Consider the following 16400-nt stretch of genomic DNA (forward strand, 5'->3'; position numbering starts at 1 on the left):
AAAAAACAACATGTATGGCTTCAAAGAAAGGACGGTTTGAGTATGGTTGCAATTGGTTTAATGCTTTACGGCTTTGTCGTTCAACCTCTGTTGAGTTATGGCACAGTGGTCTTGTTTTTGTATGGCATCATCGCTTCATTTATTGGTCTTATTCGTCATAGACAGTATGTGTGGATTTATGTTCTTCGCCTGCTCGTTTGTTTTACCATTCCAGTAACCAACCTGTTGATGTATTTCGCCACAATTGGTGGAGATGAAAGAGACTTTGATTTTCAGCCGATGCCGTTTGTTTATTATCTTGTTTTTATCATAGAAATTATCATCGTCTTTTTACCAGAGATCTTTTTACTGATCGAAAAAAAGAGGAGCATCAAATGGAAACAGTGGATATATGCAGGGGCGATTGTGGGTGTATCTGTCTTGTTTTGGTGTACGATTTGATAGAAGGCTGACTGGATATCTAAGGCTATTTCGTCTTTTTGCCACGTAACCTCTTTCGTCTAACCTTTACAAAAGTAATAGAAAGAACAAGGATAGAAATTCCGAGAAACTTAAATAGAACACGGGTGTGAAACGGTGAATCGTCGAAACCAGTAGCGACGATCATTGAACCGATACAGATCCCAATGAACGCTAGTAGATAAGTAAAAAACATACCATCACTCTCCTTAATCATATGTATTTACCATTATAAGGTATATTGGAGAGGTGAATAAACAAAAAAAGAACCCTTCATGATTGAAAGGTTCTTTTACATGTTTAAGCTTGTTTGACGACCGAGTCGACTTCTACTGTCCAGCCGAAGATATCTGGTTGTGTGCCTTTTTGAATACCAGTAATGGCTTCATACAATTTCTTTGATACTTCACCTGTTTGACCATCTTGAATCACATATGGCTGATCGTGATAAATTAATTCCCCGACAGGAGAGATGACGGCCGCCGTTCCAGTTCCAAAGATTTCTTCAAGCTCACCTGATTGATGTGCTTCAATTAACTCATCAATCGAAATTTTACGCTCTGTCACTGGAATTCCCCAATGTTTTAATAGCTCAAGTACAGAGTTACGGGTGATGCCTTCTAAAATGCTGCCGTTCAATTCAGGCGTCACGATTTCCCCATTGATCTTAAAGAAGATATTCATACTTCCGACTTCTTCAATATACTTCTTCTCAACACCATCAAGCCAAAGAACTTGTGAAAAACCTTTCGTTTCAGCCACTTGCTGTGCCTTAAGGCTTGAGGCGTAGTTTCCAGCTGTTTTGGCATTTCCTGTTCCGCCTTTAACGGCACGGACAAACTCGTTTTCAACGGCAATTTTGACTGGATGGATGCCTTCTTTATAGTAAGATCCCACTGGAGATAGGATAATCAGCAGCTTATACGTGCTTGACGGTGCAACGCCTAAATACGGCTCAGTGGAAATAATGAATGGACGGATATACAAGGAAGTGCCCTCTGCATCAGGTACCCAATCCTTATCAATGCGAATGAGTTCATTTAAGCCCTCTAAAACCGTTTCTGTATCAATTTGCGGGATACACAGGCGGTCATTGGATCTGTTTAAGCGCTCCATGTTCTTTTCCGGACGGAATAAGAGAATTTTCTGATCCTCGGAAACATAAGCCTTCAAGCCTTCAAAAACAGATTGCCCATAATGGTAGACCATCGAAGCTGGGTCCATTGGAATGGCCTGATAAGGGATAATTCTTGGGTCATACCAGCCTTGATCAATGGAATAATCCATCACAAACATGTGATCTGTGAAGATTTTTCCGAATTCAAGTTGATCAGATTGAGGTTTTGGTTTTTTTGTTGAACTAAGTTCAACGCGGATGGGTTGTTTTGGCATCGTAAATCTCCTTGCTGTTTGATTATTTGAAAATTCTAATAATATGAAATAATTATGATTCTATTCTATACCTTCACAAAATATTAGCAATAGGTTTTCTGGAATTCAGACAAGAAAAATCTGTTAAAGCGCTTTCCTTCTCTCTGCCGTCAGTCTGCCTCATGTCACCCCTTTTTAATAAAGAAATAAAATCCAAATACATTATTAACTGATTAATCTGACAATTTAAAAGCGGATAAATTTCCTGTAAGATATTCTTTCAACCATACACCTTTTGACCAGTACATTGCAAGGGGCATTCTCATATTTTAATCCTCTTTTTTTTAACCGATAAAGAAAATAGAAGTGAAAGGAGCAAACAACAGGATGAAACGAGCGATACCAGGTATTTTACTTATTTTATTCATAACCGTCATCAGCTTCGGCTGTCAAGCGATGACGGAGGAGGCTGGCGCTAAGCAAAGCACAGCCTATCACGTAGCGACAAACGGAAACGATAAAAACCCAGGAACGAAGCAAAAACCTTTTCGCACGCTGAAAAAAGCGGCAAGTATGGCGAAAGCTGGGACAACCATTTACGTGAGAGGCGGCACATATAAAGAGAAATTGATTGTCCGCCATTCAGGTACAAAGAAAGCACCAGTTATCTTTCAAGCTTATGGAAAAGAAAAACCTGTTATTAGCGGGGCTTCACTTAAAGGAAATCAAGCAGATGGCGGTCTTGTCACGATCGATCAAAAAAGTTACATTACCCTCAAAGGTCTGACGGTGGGACATCTCAAGACGAATAAAGAAGACCTGACCCCAGTCGGTATTTTCATCAAAGGAAGCGGGAAAGGCGTAAAACTTCTCAACAACCGAGTGTATGACATTCAGACGACACACAAAAATGGGAATGCGCACGGTATTGCGGTCTATGGAACAAAAGCTCCAGCGGCCATTGAAGATATTGAAATCAAAGGAAACACTGTTGAAAAATTAAAGCTTGGCTTCAGTGAAGCGTTTGTGCTCAATGGAAACGTCACTAAGTTTCGTGTGACACATAACACGGTTCGCCACACGGATAATATAGGTATTGATTTAATTGGTTTTGAGAACGTAGCACCTTCTAAAAAGTACGATCAAGTTAGAAATGGTGTTGTATCAAGAAACAAAGTGTACGAGATCACGAGTGTAGGGAATCCAGCCTATGGCAAAGACATCTCCGCTGGTGGCATTTATGTGGATGGTGGGAAGGATATTGTGATTGATCATAACATTACACATCACAACGATCTTGGGATTGAAGTCACAAGTGAACATAAAGGAAAAATGGCAGATCGTATTCGCATTGAACACAACCAAGTGTATTTGAACCGTTATACAGGCATTTCAATTGGCGGTTATGATAAAAAGCGAGGCGGAACAACAAATACGACGATCTCACATAATATTTTATACAAAAATGACACAGCTGGCTTAGAAGGCGGCCAATTGTTGATGCAATATCAAGCCGTGAACAATCGAATCACGAGCAATATCATGACAGCGAGTGCCTCGCATTACTTAGTCGTGAATCTTTATGGAGTGAATCAAAAGAATATCTTCCAAAAGAACGTATATGATGACCGCAAAGGTGCGAAGGCATCACAGTGGGTATGGCGCGGGAAATGGATGGAGGGCTACAAAACGTATCTCTCTAAAAGCGGACAAGATAAAGGATCAGCACACCTCAATCCACAATTTGTGAATGAGAAAAAATATGATTTTCGCCTGAAGAAGTCATCACCTGCTAAGAAAATCATCGGAAATTAAGCATGTGTGAACGCAAACGCATTGTTTTAAATTTTCAAAAAAATCATTGACATTGATGTGACATCACATTAAAGTAAAGAAGACATTTCAACGAAAACAAAATTTCATAACGGATCTCTTATCAAGAGAGGCAGAGGGACTGGCCCTATGACGCCCGGCAACCGTTTCTACTATAGAAATTGGTGCTAATTCCTGCAAAGCTGTGACAGCTTTGACAGATAAGAGAGGAAGAATTCCCGATACATGTTTCATGCAACGGTGATCAAGCCTCTCTTTCTAAGAGAGGCTTTTTGTCGTCTCTTTTTCAAAAGGAAGAACAGTTTACTGGCGTTTCCCCACATTTTTACCTAGTTTTCCGATGTGAAAAATAAAAACAACTTGAGGAGGAACAGCAATGAAGCGTAAGTATTTTACATCTAGTCTTATATTATTAACGGTATTGACTGTCCTATTAACAGGCTGCGGCACTGGATCGAGTGCGGGCTCAAAGGCAAATGCGAATGAAAAAGTCTCTTTTGACAATGTACCGAAGCGATTCGCAAAGGGACAGGGAGCAAAAATTAAAGTCATCCGTAAAATCGGCGGAGATGATCATACAGCACAGTTTTTAGCTGGGACAAAGGCAGAAGGTGAAGCGCTTGGCTTTACGGTTGATGTCTACACCGCAAATGGAGATACAGCGAAGTTCCATGACGCCATCTCTCAGGCGCTGGAAGAAAATTATGATGGCTTTATCATCTCTCATGGGGACGACGAGGCGACCGTCGCTGACGTGAAAAAGATTACGGCAAAGGGCATTCCGGTCGTAGCGTTCGATTCAAATCCTAAACTGAAAGGCATCAAAGGGGTTACAGTGACGTCTCAAGATGACGAACAATTAGCGAAAAAATCACTAGACGCACTCGTGTCTGATTTTAAAGGAAAAGCCAATATTGCGTACCTCTGGGTAGATGGATTCCCGCCAATGGTGAGACGGAACAAGGTTTATCAAGAAACGCTCAAACAACATTCCGGCATCAAGGAACTTGACCGCTTTGGTATTGCCTCCTCTGATACGTCTGTTCAAACACAAAATGCAGTGGCAGCGATGCTAAATAAATATCCAAAGGGTAAACTTGATGCTATTTTTGCCACGTGGGATGCCTTTGCCATTGGCGCAGCAAGAGCGCTAAAGGAAGCAGGAAGAACAGAAGTGAAGATTTATGGGATTGATGTGTCAAATGCTGATCTTCAAGAAATGACAGCAAAAGACAGTCCGTGGAAGTACACAGCAGCAGTTGATCCGAAGCTCATTGGCGCAGTTGACGTGAGAATTCTTGCGAAGAAAATAGCGGGCGAGAAAACCCCGTCTTCCTATGACCTTGAGGCCTCTCTCATCTCACAAAAACAGCTTCAACAATCAGGAAAAGCCATCAATATGGTCAATCTTGCAGACGAAGTGAAGGGATTCGGCTCATCAACTGCCTTTGAAGAAGATTGGATGAAGACCTTGAAGAAGCATTATACAAAATAAACGTCGTGCACTCTCTTCTATAGAGGGTGTTTCGTTTTTCAGATGATGATCATGAGAAGGAGGACACCTATGACAGCGCCGTTAGTTTGTATGAAGCATATTTCGATTGAATTCCCAGGAGTAAAAGCGTTAGATCAAGTGAATTTCACATTAGAAAAAGGGACAGTTCATGCACTGATTGGAGCGAATGGTGCTGGGAAGTCCACGTTAATGAAAGTTCTTTCTGGCGCTCATTCCCATTATGAAGGAAGCATCCAAATCAATGGTCAGGCGGCATCAATTCAAACCCCAAAGGATGCGGCCTCATATGGTGTGCAGACGGTTCATCAAGAAGTGGATACAGCTCTCGTTCCTTATTTAAGTGTTGGAGAGAATATGATGATGCATCAGCTTGAGAAAAAAACATTTGTCGGCTGGAAAGAGCTACACCGTAAGGCAGCTCACCGATTAAAAGAATTGGACATCGACATTTCCACAAAACGCCTTGTGAGTGATCTGTCCCTTGCGGAAAAACAGATGGTGCTCATCGCCAAGGCTGTTTCAATCAAATGCAGCATTTTAATCTTAGATGAACCAACAGCCCCGCTTAGTCATGCAGAAACAAACAAGTTATTTTCAATGATTGATCGGCTGAAACAGAATGGAACGGGTATTGTGTTTATCTCTCATCGCATGCCTGAAATTTTCACCATTTGTGATGAACTGACAGTGATGCGAAATGGAACCGATGTCGCAGCTCATCTTGTTCAAAATACAAATCCCCAGCAGATCATTGAAGAAATGCTAGGAGCGCCATTAGAGGAGCAATTCCCGCTTCGTACACCTTTGAAAGACGCACCTATTGTCCTTGAAGTGAAGCAGCTAAACGACCAGCATAAATTACGCAACATTCATCTTCATGTGAAAAAGGGAGAAATTCTCGGAATTGCAGGCCTTGTCGGTGCAGGAAAAACGGAATTGTGTAAAGCGCTTTTCGGCGCCTCAGAAAAAACGACGGGGACTGTACAACTTCATGGTCAAACCGTACGCTTCACATCGCCTCATCAAGCTGTGAGAGCTGGAATGGCCCTTGTGCCAGAAGAAAGGAGAAAGGAAGGGGTTCTGACAGAAGAGAGTGTGGGGTGGAACTTAACAGCAGCAAATCTTCGTTCATTCTCACGTGTGTTCAGCTTCTTACATCGTTCAAAGGAAAAGCGGAAAGCAGACGAAATCGTCAAGCGACTTGGTGTGAAAACCCCATCTCTTGAAGCAAAGGTGAAGCATCTATCCGGTGGAAATCAACAGAAGATTGCCATTGGAAAATGGCTGCTGGCTGAGGCGGATGTCTATCTCTTTGATGAACCAACTAAAGGTGTTGACATTGGAGCGAAAAAAGATATTTTCACACTGATTGCAGAGCTTGCCGCCCGCGGGAAATCTGTGATTTATGCGTCAAGTGAGCTGTCGGAGATTGCAGGGATCGCAGACCGCGTCTATGTGCTGTATGATGGCAGCATTGCCCGGGAAATGACGGCCCCAACGACTGAGGAAGAGCTTTTATATCATTCAACAGGAGGACAATCATGACTGAACGACAAATTCTAGCCCCTGTGCAGCAAACGAAAAAACAGCGGCCATCCTTTCATCTATTTGATTTCTTTTATCGATATGGCACGATCTTAACCATTGTTGTATTGATTGTGGTATTTGCGGCAGCGAATCCAGCGTTTTTACAAACAGGGAATATCATCAATATCTTACGGTCTATCTCGATTGTGACCATTATTGCGGTGGGGCTTACCATCTCATTGGCAGTCAACGGCTTTGATCTATCAGTCGGATCAGTCGCAACGTTATCAAATGCAATCGTGATTTCTATGTTTGTGTGGTTTTCGCAAAACCCGCTGATTGCGATCCTTTCTGCGCTAGCGGCTGCCCTTATTGTTGGTTTACTCAATGCCTTGATGATTGTCAAAATGAAAATTCCAGATATGCTCATGACATTAGCCATGATGTTTATCATTCAAGGATTGGCTCAGACGTATACGAAAGGGGCGACCATTTCTGAAAACATGGTGCTGCCTGACGGTACATTCTCAACGGGTACAATTCCCGCCTTTTTTAGCAAAATCGGACAGGTGCCATATATTATTCTCTTAATGGCAGTGATTGTGCTATTTGCACATATTTTCATGACCTACACAAAGCACGGACGATTTATGTACATCATTGGTGGGAATAAGGAAGCGGCTCGATTGTCCGGGATACATGTAAATAAATATAAAATCGCGGCATATCTGCTCTCGGCTTTATTTGCAGCAATCGGTGGTATTGTGCTGGCATCAAGGGTGATGACAGCGGAAATAAATGCAGGCACACCTTATTTAATGGATGGCGTAGCGGCAGCTTTTATCGGTTTTTCCGTCATGGGAGCAGGAAAACCAAATGCATTTGGTACTTTTATTGGGGCTGTGCTCATCGGAATTTTGCAAAATGGGCTTGTGATGATGTCTGTCCCTTATTACGCGATGGATATTGTGAAAGGCTCTGTACTCGCGCTTGCGCTAGCGTTGACGTATTACAAACAGCGAGGCTGACGATGTATTTTTTAAAACCTTTCGAGTCTCGTCTCCGTCTAGTAAACGGAAAGCGGTGCAGCCGCCGTTTCCCAAAAGGAGATGACAAAAAGAAATGAATATGTCAGCAACTCATGTAGAAGATTTGAAAAACGTCATGGAAGACTGGAAAAATGAATTATTAGTATATAAATTTGCATTAGATGAAATGGATACGAAGTTTTCAATCATTAGCCAAGAATATAATTTAATCCATGGCCACAATCCAATAGAGCATACAAAATCACGGATCAAATCCTTTGAAAGCATTGTAAATAAATTAGCAAGAAAAGGATGCGACATCACAACACAATGTGCCAAGGAGTATATTCATGATATCGCAGGTGTCCGCATCATCTGCTCCTTTATTCAAGATATCTATAATATTATCGATGTATTGAGGCAAAGAGAGGATCTAACAATCCTTGAAGTGAAAGATTACATTCAACATCCAAAACCAAATGGCTACAGAAGTCTTCATTTAATTGTGGAGATTCCTGTCTACTTAACGAATCGTGTGGAGCATGTGAAGGTTGAGATTCAGGTGCGGACCATAGCGATGGATTTTTGGGCGAGTCTTGAACATAAAATCTATTATAAATTGCAAAACGATGTTCCTCATCAGCTAACCGATGAACTGAAGGAAGCGGCTGATATAGCCCATTACTTAGATGAAAAAATGCAAAATATTAAACGAGAAATTGATTAGTGCATAAAAAAGAGCAGCTGCGATATTCACAGCTGCTCTTTAACATGTTTAAGGATTGGTACCGCGGTCTCTCTTTTGAATCATATCTTGAGATTGTGCAGATTGGCTATCTTTTTGGATAGAAGCGCCAATGGAAGCACCAGTTATCAAGAGTGTCAAAACCGCAGTTGTGATAAGCCATTTTTTCATCATATATCACTCCATATTCTTAACAAGTTTTTAAGGATAACGCCTTGTTCCAGAAATAAGTAGATTCTTCATGAAGTCCAAGATCTGTTAAGTAAGCAGCTGCATCCTGACAGATGGCTTCAAGATCGACAAGAAAATTCATAGATTCTAATTGATCACAATAAGACTTGATTTGCTCTATCATGTTGTCTTGCTGAAGCATAAGTGTTTCTAAAATAGATAATTTAAGTGAAATGTTTCGTTGTTTTAAATTTTCTGCTTTTTGAAGTGAAAGCTGTACATAGTAGTGGAACAAACCAGGTTTTTTCAGCTTGAATAGTGCTTTTGTGTAGGCATACATGGCAAGTAAGTAGCCGCCTGGAGAAGACGTTTCAAATGTCTCGATCAATAAAGCCTTTTCTAGGAGCGGCACAGCTTCACTGTATTCATTTCTAAGACTTTTAATAAAAGCAGCATTGCAATACGCATGACCAAGTAAATCTGGGTCTTCCATTTGTTCTAGTGAATGAATTACTTCTTCAAATAATGATTCTGCCTCATCATATTTTGATTGATCAGCATAATTCAAAGCGAGCATCATTTGACAGCTGATTGACTTTTTTACATAACATGGATCTGCGTCATAAATAGATGAAGCCATTTTCAAGTGGTGTATGGAGAGGAGCGTGGATCTTATATTATAGTAAAGACAGCCTGTTTTATAATGAAATTCTGCTTTTTCAATGTCATCGTGGACGAGATCTAATTTATCCTCTGCCAATTTTAAAAGGTGAAATGCCGTATCCTGATTGCCTCTGCGCATTTCATACATCCCTTTAAAGAAATAGAAATAATAGCTGAGCATGTCATCTGTACGGATTGCATTTTCATCAACAAAAAGACTATGATCCAACGAAGCTGTATCTTCGATGAGATCTTTAAAACGGTACTCTAGCAATTGATAGTAAAGTAAGACGTCTTGATTCTCTTCCATGTGATCAAACGCTTGAAGAATCTCTTCCTTTAGCTGGATCGCACCTTGTATTTCTCTTTTTTTCATCATGACATACCAGTCATTTAACATATTCGCTACATCAACGGACGACAAAACACCTGTTTCTGACAATTTATATCCTCCTTTCTTCATCTATCACTCTAGTTCGATTTCCGTTCATCTGAATTCACTTTCCATATTCAGTATCTTCTTATATTTTAAGCGCTCTCTCGCAATTTGTAAAACATGTTTTTTGATGTAAATTCAACCAGTTGTGAAATAAATAGGGATTAGGCGTCTTTTTGTATACGTTTACATATTTTTAGGTAAAAAGAGGATATTATAAAAAATATATTGCAATATCAATAGAGAGAAGAAAGTCATTCAAACGTCTATCTTCGCATGTTAGAAAAAACGGCGGTTTTCAAGGTGATATCTCGTTTTTTGTGAGATTATCTCACATCATGATTGTGAATTGCTTTTCTTTTAGAATAAAATGAGTTATTCGCAAAAAAGTAAAATTTAAAGAGACTATTGATCTAGGATTGTATGGATCTTTGGTATTGATAAAAAATATCACACACTATAGATTTAGCGTGGTATATTATTAATGGTATTGCGAATATTTAGACAAAACTGACAATAGGGGGTCGTGTTTTATGAAAAAATCGATGTTACTGATCATGGGACTCATAGTTGTGCTCGTCATGGCAGCCTGTGGATCAAAATCGGACAGCGGTTCGGGAGAAGGCAAAGACACATATAAAATAGGGATAGATGTAACATATCCGCCGTTTGAATTTGAAAAGGGCGGTAAAACTGAAGGGATAGACGTAGATCTAATTAACGCCATCGCGAAAGACCAAGACTTCAAAGTGAAGCTGGAAGCTATGGATTTCTCAGGCATTATCCCAGCAATGCAGGCAGGCCAGCTTGATGTAGGGATGGGCGGAATGAGTATTACAGATGAGCGTAAGAAGAAGGTAGATTTCTCAGACCCATACTTCGACGCTGGACTGACAGTTGTTGTGAAAAAAGACAGCAGCATTAAATCAATTGATGATTTAAAGGGGAAAAAGCTAGCTGTTAAAAATGGGACGACGGGTGCAAAATTTGCATCGGATAACGCAGATAAATATGGGTATGAAGTGGTTCAATTTAACGACAGCCCATCGATGTTCCAAGAAGTTTCAAACGGAAATGCAGATGCTTTAATTGAGGATTATCCTGTCATTACGTATGCAATCGCACAACAAGATTTAAAATTGAAAACAGTTGGAGACCGATTGAATGGCGACCAGTATGGTATCTCTGTCATGAAGGGGAAAAACCAAGATCTATTGAAAAAGATCAATAAAGGTCTAGAGAACCTAAAGAAAAACGGTGAATATGACAAGATTATTGATAAATATTTGAAGTCATAACACTAGCGAGGCGCGCTCCGAGCGCGCTTTCTTTATGATACGCCGTATGTGAATTAGGGAGGGAGAAACATGGACACGATTGTTAATGCATTTCCGTATTTAATGGATGGGTTGCAAACCACTTTATATATCTTTGTTGTTGCCATCATTTTAGGGTTTATCATCGGTTTAATAGTGGCATTATTCCGTCTATCACCTTTTAAAATCTTAAATTTCATCGCGCTTGTCTTTGTCAATGCCATTCGAGGCACACCATTTATCGTACAGCTATTCTTCATTTACTTTGGTTTGAATACACTTGAATTCATATCGCTTGATCGAGTGCCGGCAGGGATTATTACAGTAGCAATTAATGCAGGGGCTTATTTCTCAGAAATTATTCGTGCTGGGATTCAGTCCATTGATAAAGGACAAACAGAAGCTGCACGTTCCTTAGGCTTTACAGGGGGACAAAACATGCGTTTTATCGTGCTTCCGCAAGCATTTCGCCGCATGCTTCCAGCAATTACAAACCAGGCCATCATCAGCTTGAAGGATACATCTCTCTTATCTATTATCGGAATCGCCGATATTATGCAGCGGGGTCAAGTACAAGCATCGGCAACATTTGATCCTTTGAATGTCTGGCTCATTGTCGGTATCATTTATTTCGTGATCATTTATTTACTTTCTCTACTGGCTAGCTATGCAGAAAGGAGATTTGATATCAAATGAGTATGATTACAGTGAAAAATTTGAAGAAATCCTTTGGAGATCACGAAGTGTTAAAGGATATTAATGCAGTCATCGAAGAAAAAGAAGTAGTGTGTGTCATTGGACCTTCTGGGTCAGGCAAAAGCACGTTTCTAAGATGTCTCAATAAATTAGAAGATATTACGGCTGGTGAAGTTGTTGTCCACGGACATACGATTACAGATCCAAAGGTGAATATCAATAAAGTACGACAAGAAGTGGGGATGGTGTTTCAGCACTTTAATTTATTTCCTCATAAAACCGTTTTAGAAAACATCACGATCGCACCGGTGAAGGTAAAAGGCACCGACAAGAAGGCGGCAGTCGATAAAGCGATGGACCTGCTTGAAAAGGTAGGCTTAAAAGACAAAGCCAAAAGCTATCCTAACCAATTATCTGGTGGACAAAAACAGCGTGTCGCCATTGCTAGAGCCTTGGCAATGGACCCGAAAGTGTTATTATTCGATGAACCGACATCTGCTCTTGACCCTGAAGTGGTCGGAGATGTATTAGCAGTGATGAAACAATTAGCCGTCGAAGGCATGACGATGATTGTGGTCACACACGAAATGGGCTTTGCGAGAGAGGTTGGAGACCGCGTGATCTTTATGGATGGCGGATATATTGTCGAGGAAGACAAGCCGGAAGCTCTCTTTGGAAACCCGCAGCATGAGCGTACAAAATCATTTCTTAGTAAGGTGTTATAAAAAAAGAGTAAGGGCATATGGATGCTCTTACTCTTTTTTATGGGGCATAAAGGGAATCGGCCCCATTTCCTAGGAAATATTAGCGCTGGAAGAATTCGATCCATTCTTGGTCTGGCCCTCTGAAAAAGAAGTAGCAGTATCCATTTGGTAATGTCGTAATTTCTTCATCAATCAATTCAATTTGCAGCTTTTGAATACGATTGAATTCAGCATGAATATTGTCTGTTGTAAAGGCAAGATGGTGTACTTTTCCTTCAGATGGCAGATCGCTACTGTACCCTTGGATGAGCTCAATTTCCGTTTCTGCCTCATCTTTAAAGCCGAGAAATGCAAGCTCAATCACTCCGTTTGTATGAGTGATGCGATCCTTTAATTTCATGCCCACGACTTTTTCATAAAAATCAATGGACGTATCAATATTGGAAACCATAATACCTGTATGATCTAATCGTAATGTCGTCAAAAAAGAGCCTCCTCTATGGTGTGTTGATATTTTTCTCCTCATCTTATCATAATAGAAGTAACGTATACATTCATATGATAGGATAGAGAGAGTCAATTTAGGATAAGGATGACACAAATGAAAAAAATCTCATTAAAACAAACATTTGCAGAACAACTCAAAAAAGGATATCCGCTCATTTCTAAAGATGCTGTATCGCATGTAAGCAGTGTGAAAGAAGGCGAACTGATTGAATGGGTGGATGAGCGAGGCGCCTTTTTAGGAAAAGGATATTATGGTGTGCAAAATAAAGGGATCGGCTGGGTACTTACTTTTGATGCCAACGAAAAAATAGACCACGCCTTTTTTGTCTCCAAGCTTGAGCAGGCAGCGAAAAGTAGAACGCATTTATTTCGTGATGCACAGACGACTGCTTTCCGTGTGTTCAACGGAGAGGGAGATGGAATTGGTGGATTCACGATTGATCATTATGACGGTTTCTATCTCATCCAGTGGTATAGCGAAGGAGTGTATACATTCAAGGCGGAAGTATTGGGTGCACTTGAGCATGTGTATCCAGACTATAAAGGCATTTATGAAAAGAAACGATTTGATACGTCGGGACAGTATATAGAAGATGATGATTTTGTAAAGGGAGAAAAAGGTGAATTTCCTCTTATCGTCAAAGAAAATGGTATGAACATAGCGGTTTACTTAAATGATGGTGCGATGACAGGTATTTTTCTTGATCAACGTCATGTGAGAAAAGCAATTCGAGATCGTTATGCAAAAGGAAAGACCGTGCTCAATACATTTTCTTACACAGGTGCTTTCTCTGTAGCAGCAGCACTTGGCGGAGCGAGCCGGACGACAAGTGTAGATGTCGCAAACCGCAGTTTGAAAAAAACATCTGAACAGTTTGAAGTCAATGATATAGATGTGGATGGGCAGGATATTAAAGTTATGGACGTCTTTAAGTATTTTCCGTTTGCTGCGAAAAAAGGATGGACCTATGATCTTGTCATATTAGACCCGCCTTCCTTTGCACGCACGAAAAAACACACATTCAGTGCAGCGAAGGACTATAAGAAGCTATTAAAAGAAGCCATCCAAATCACCGCTGAGAACGGCGTCATTGTGGCATCAACGAATAGCAGTGCATTTGGTATGAAGAAATTCAAAGGATTTATTGCGCAGGCCTTTAAAGAATCAGGCCAAACCTATCGTATCCTTGAAGAATATACACTTCCTGAGGATTTCCGTACGACGAAAAATTATCCTGAAGGAAATTATTTAAAGGTTGTCTTCATACAAGCATAAGAAAAAAGCCATTTTCCGATAAAGGAAATGGCTTTTTTTATAAGGCAAACGACATGAGGATAGGCGCTGCACATAAAGTAATGATGGCTGAAATAATCATGGATACGCTTGAGATCGTCCCTGAGACGGAGCTCATTTCAAATGCCTTTGATGTTCCTGCCCCGTGTGCACCTGTACCAAGCAAGACGCCCATGGCAATGTCATTATCGATACGGAAATAACGAATGATCATTGGACCGATGATTGACCCAAACAGTGCGGTTAAAATGACGAATACTGCCGTAACGGACGGCATTCCGCCAATCATTTCTGACACACTCATCGCCACTGGCGTTGTGACCGACCTTGGGACAAGACTTTCAATAAGGCCTGTATCCAAGTGGAACAACTTCGCGATAAATGCCGTAGATAGGATGGCAATGACAGAACCGCAAGCCACATTCAAAATAATTTCCACTGCATGCTTCTTCAGAATGTGAAAATACTTATAGAGGGGAATGGCAAAAGCAACAGTCGCAGGCTGAAGCATATTCGTGAGCCATTTCCCGCCTTGATTGTATGCGTCGTAAGGAATGTTGACGATTAAAAGCAAGACGACAAGGACAAGCGGTGTCACAAGTAACGGTGAGACATAGACCTTCGGGTGTCGTTTATATACCGCTTTTGATCCGAGATATAAAAGAACTGTTAAGATCAAAAATAGTACGCCAACTAACATAGCTTTTTTCGCTCCTTTCTTTTCGCAATCATTTGCGTCATGATACCAGTCGAGAGCATGACGACAAAGGTACTCAGTAAGACGACAAGGACAATACTTGTACCAGATTGAGAAAGCAATGTTCCATAATCAATAACACCAACGGCGGACGGGATAAAGAATAGTAGCAGTTCTCCGAGCAGCCAGACGGCACCAAGTTCAATCCATTTTAATTGAATAATTTTAAAATGAAGTAATAAGAAAATGACCAGAATGCCTAATATCGTGCCCGGAATTCTTAAATGCAAAAAGGCCGCGAGCACATTCATCAATTTCGCAAAAACAAACAAAGCCATAATCTGAAGGACAGCAATCAGCGGCGTTTTGAGCAATTTCACTTTCTGTTCACTCCTTTTTCTATATAAATTGTTCACTGTTTCACAAAAACATGACAACGTTCCAATTGATTAGCTTACTTTAAAGTGTACAGCACGTTCAGTTATAGGTAAAATACATATATCGAATAATTAGTATTCCTTTTGTCTATAGGAAGGATGAGTCATGTGGACATTAGACATTTAACATATTTCTTAGAAGTGGCAAGGTTAAAAAGCTTCACAAAAGCATCACAATCTCTTTATGTGTCGCAGCCTACCATATCCAAGATGGTCAAAAACCTTGAAGATGAGCTAGAGGTGCAGTTATTTTATCGGAATGGCAGACAGGTTGAAATGACAGATGCTGGACAAACGATGTATACCCAGGCGAGTGAAATCACACAATCATTTCAAAATTTAACAAGCGAGCTAAATGATTTAATGAATGTCAAAAAAGGGCATATTCGCATCGGGCTGCCACCGATGATTGGATCGAGTTTTTTCCCGAATGTCATGGGAGAATTTCGCCAGCAGTATCCAGATGTCACATTTCAATTGGTGGAACACGGCTCTATTAAAGTAGAGGAAGGGGTCGAAGATGGTTCGTTAGATATTGGTGTCATTGTTCTGCCTGCAAATGATAAAATCTTTCATACGTACACCATTATTAAAGAGGACATGAAGCTCGTGACGCATCCATCACATCCGATGGCAGGTCGAGATAAAGTTGATTTAGCTGATTTAAAGGAAGAGTCTTTTATTTTCTTTCGAGAAGACTTTGTTCTGCATAGCCGGATATTGAATGAATGTATGAATGCGGGCTTCCGACCCAATGTCATTTATGAGACATCTCAATGGGATTTCATTAGTGAGATGGTAGCCGAGAACTTGGGAATTGGCCTTCTGCCTGAGCGGATCTGCCGTGATCTTGATCCTGAAAAGGTGAAAGTCATTTCCTTAAATACATCGATCCCGTGGCATTTAGGAGTCATTTGGCGAAAGGATCGCTATTTGTCGTTTGCGGCAAGAGAATGGTTAAAACATACGAAATCCTATGTATGGGGAGCAGAGTAAAAGG

17 protein-coding genes and 1 riboswitch are annotated in these 16400 nt (G+C 40.6%); of the genes, 11 read left to right on the top strand and 6 right to left on the bottom strand.

All coding sequences use genetic code 11. From position 1 onward, the window contains the following. Positions 1 to 42 precede the first annotated feature (42 nt). A complete protein-coding gene (locus GPS65_RS01060) occupies positions 43 to 441 on the top strand; it encodes a hypothetical protein (RefSeq protein ID WP_088002550.1) in 399 nt (132 codons plus the stop codon). 318 nt (positions 442 to 759) lie between these two features. On the opposite strand, the gene GPS65_RS01065 is transcribed toward GPS65_RS01060, so the two are convergent. After that, positions 760 to 1851: a branched-chain amino acid aminotransferase gene (locus GPS65_RS01065; protein WP_003215056.1), complete on the bottom strand. Its 1092-nt coding sequence runs from the start codon at positions 1849 to 1851 to the stop codon at positions 760 to 762. A gap of 366 nt (positions 1852 to 2217) precedes the next feature. Between GPS65_RS01065 and GPS65_RS01070 the strand changes: the two genes are divergently transcribed. From GPS65_RS01070 to ywaC, 5 genes are all read left to right on the top strand, one after another. Further along, entirely contained in the window at positions 2218 to 3645 is a 1428-nt protein-coding gene (locus GPS65_RS01070; protein WP_119125547.1) for a right-handed parallel beta-helix repeat-containing protein, read from the top strand. A gap of 115 nt (positions 3646 to 3760) precedes the next feature. Then, positions 3761 to 3870: riboswitch (SAM riboswitch) on the top strand. A 169-nt stretch (positions 3871 to 4039) separates the two neighbouring features. Further along, positions 4040 to 5158: a sugar ABC transporter substrate-binding protein gene (locus GPS65_RS01075; RefSeq protein ID WP_012011701.1), complete on the top strand. Its 1119-nt coding sequence runs from the start codon at positions 4040 to 4042 to the stop codon at positions 5156 to 5158. 69 nt (positions 5159 to 5227) lie between these two features. Beyond that, positions 5228 to 6724: a sugar ABC transporter ATP-binding protein gene (locus tag GPS65_RS01080; protein WP_012011700.1), complete on the top strand. Its 1497-nt coding sequence runs from the start codon at positions 5228 to 5230 to the stop codon at positions 6722 to 6724. Then, complete coding sequence (locus tag GPS65_RS01085) at positions 6721 to 7734, top strand: ABC transporter permease (RefSeq protein WP_012011699.1); 1014 nt, start codon at positions 6721 to 6723, stop codon at positions 7732 to 7734. Before GPS65_RS01080 ends, GPS65_RS01085 begins: the two co-directional genes overlap by 4 nt. 94 nt (positions 7735 to 7828) lie before the next feature. Continuing rightward, complete coding sequence (ywaC, locus tag GPS65_RS01090) at positions 7829 to 8461, top strand: GTP pyrophosphokinase YwaC (protein ID WP_012011698.1); 633 nt, start codon at positions 7829 to 7831, stop codon at positions 8459 to 8461. 48 nt (positions 8462 to 8509) lie between these two features. On the opposite strand, the gene GPS65_RS19230 is transcribed toward ywaC, so the two are convergent. Next, entirely contained in the window at positions 8510 to 8650 is a 141-nt protein-coding gene (locus tag GPS65_RS19230; RefSeq protein ID WP_162900864.1) for a hypothetical protein, read from the bottom strand. 19 nt (positions 8651 to 8669) lie between these two features. Further along, entirely contained in the window at positions 8670 to 9755 is a 1086-nt protein-coding gene (locus GPS65_RS01095) for a Rap family tetratricopeptide repeat protein (protein WP_088002537.1), read from the bottom strand. Between the two features lie 527 nt (positions 9756 to 10282). On the opposite strand from GPS65_RS01095, the gene GPS65_RS01100 reads away from it, so the two are divergent. From GPS65_RS01100 to GPS65_RS01110, 3 genes are all read left to right on the top strand, one after another. Beyond that, positions 10283 to 11047, top strand: a complete 765-nt coding sequence (locus GPS65_RS01100) for a transporter substrate-binding domain-containing protein (protein ID WP_058013371.1) — start codon at positions 10283 to 10285, stop codon at positions 11045 to 11047. 69 nt (positions 11048 to 11116) lie between these two features. Continuing rightward, positions 11117 to 11761: an amino acid ABC transporter permease gene (locus GPS65_RS01105; RefSeq protein ID WP_041816038.1), complete on the top strand. Its 645-nt coding sequence runs from the start codon at positions 11117 to 11119 to the stop codon at positions 11759 to 11761. Continuing rightward, positions 11758 to 12486, top strand: a complete 729-nt coding sequence (locus tag GPS65_RS01110) for an amino acid ABC transporter ATP-binding protein (protein WP_088002532.1) — start codon at positions 11758 to 11760, stop codon at positions 12484 to 12486. Before GPS65_RS01105 ends, GPS65_RS01110 begins: the two co-directional genes overlap by 4 nt. Positions 12487 to 12565: 79 nt before the next feature. Here GPS65_RS01110 and GPS65_RS01115 read toward each other — a convergent pair whose 3' ends face one another. Beyond that, complete coding sequence (locus tag GPS65_RS01115) at positions 12566 to 12949, bottom strand: glyoxalase GlxA (protein ID WP_012011694.1); 384 nt, start codon at positions 12947 to 12949, stop codon at positions 12566 to 12568. A gap of 117 nt (positions 12950 to 13066) precedes the next feature. On the opposite strand from GPS65_RS01115, the gene GPS65_RS01120 reads away from it, so the two are divergent. After that, positions 13067 to 14248, top strand: coding sequence for a class I SAM-dependent rRNA methyltransferase (locus GPS65_RS01120; RefSeq protein WP_012011693.1), 1182 nt, complete (start codon positions 13067 to 13069; stop codon positions 14246 to 14248). Positions 14249 to 14285: 37 nt separating this feature from the next. Here the strand turns inward: GPS65_RS01120 and GPS65_RS01125 are convergent, their stop codons facing one another. Both GPS65_RS01125 and GPS65_RS01130 read right to left on the bottom strand, forming a co-directional pair. Continuing rightward, a complete protein-coding gene (locus GPS65_RS01125; RefSeq protein WP_012011692.1) occupies positions 14286 to 14966 on the bottom strand; it encodes a CidB/LrgB family autolysis modulator in 681 nt (226 codons plus the stop codon). Further along, positions 14960 to 15343, bottom strand: coding sequence for a CidA/LrgA family holin-like protein (locus GPS65_RS01130; protein ID WP_012011691.1), 384 nt, complete (start codon positions 15341 to 15343; stop codon positions 14960 to 14962). The genes GPS65_RS01125 and GPS65_RS01130 overlap by 7 nt, the downstream gene beginning before the upstream one ends. A 165-nt stretch (positions 15344 to 15508) precedes the next feature. Here GPS65_RS01130 and cidR point away from each other — a divergent pair, with 165 nt between their 5' ends. Then, complete coding sequence (gene cidR / locus GPS65_RS01135) at positions 15509 to 16396, top strand: cidABC operon transcriptional activator CidR (RefSeq protein WP_012011690.1); 888 nt, start codon at positions 15509 to 15511, stop codon at positions 16394 to 16396. Positions 16397 to 16400: the final 4 nt, after the last annotated feature.

The sequence above is a fragment of the Bacillus pumilus genome (assembly GCF_009937765.1).
Lineage (GTDB): Bacteria > Bacillota > Bacilli > Bacillales > Bacillaceae > Bacillus > Bacillus pumilus_O.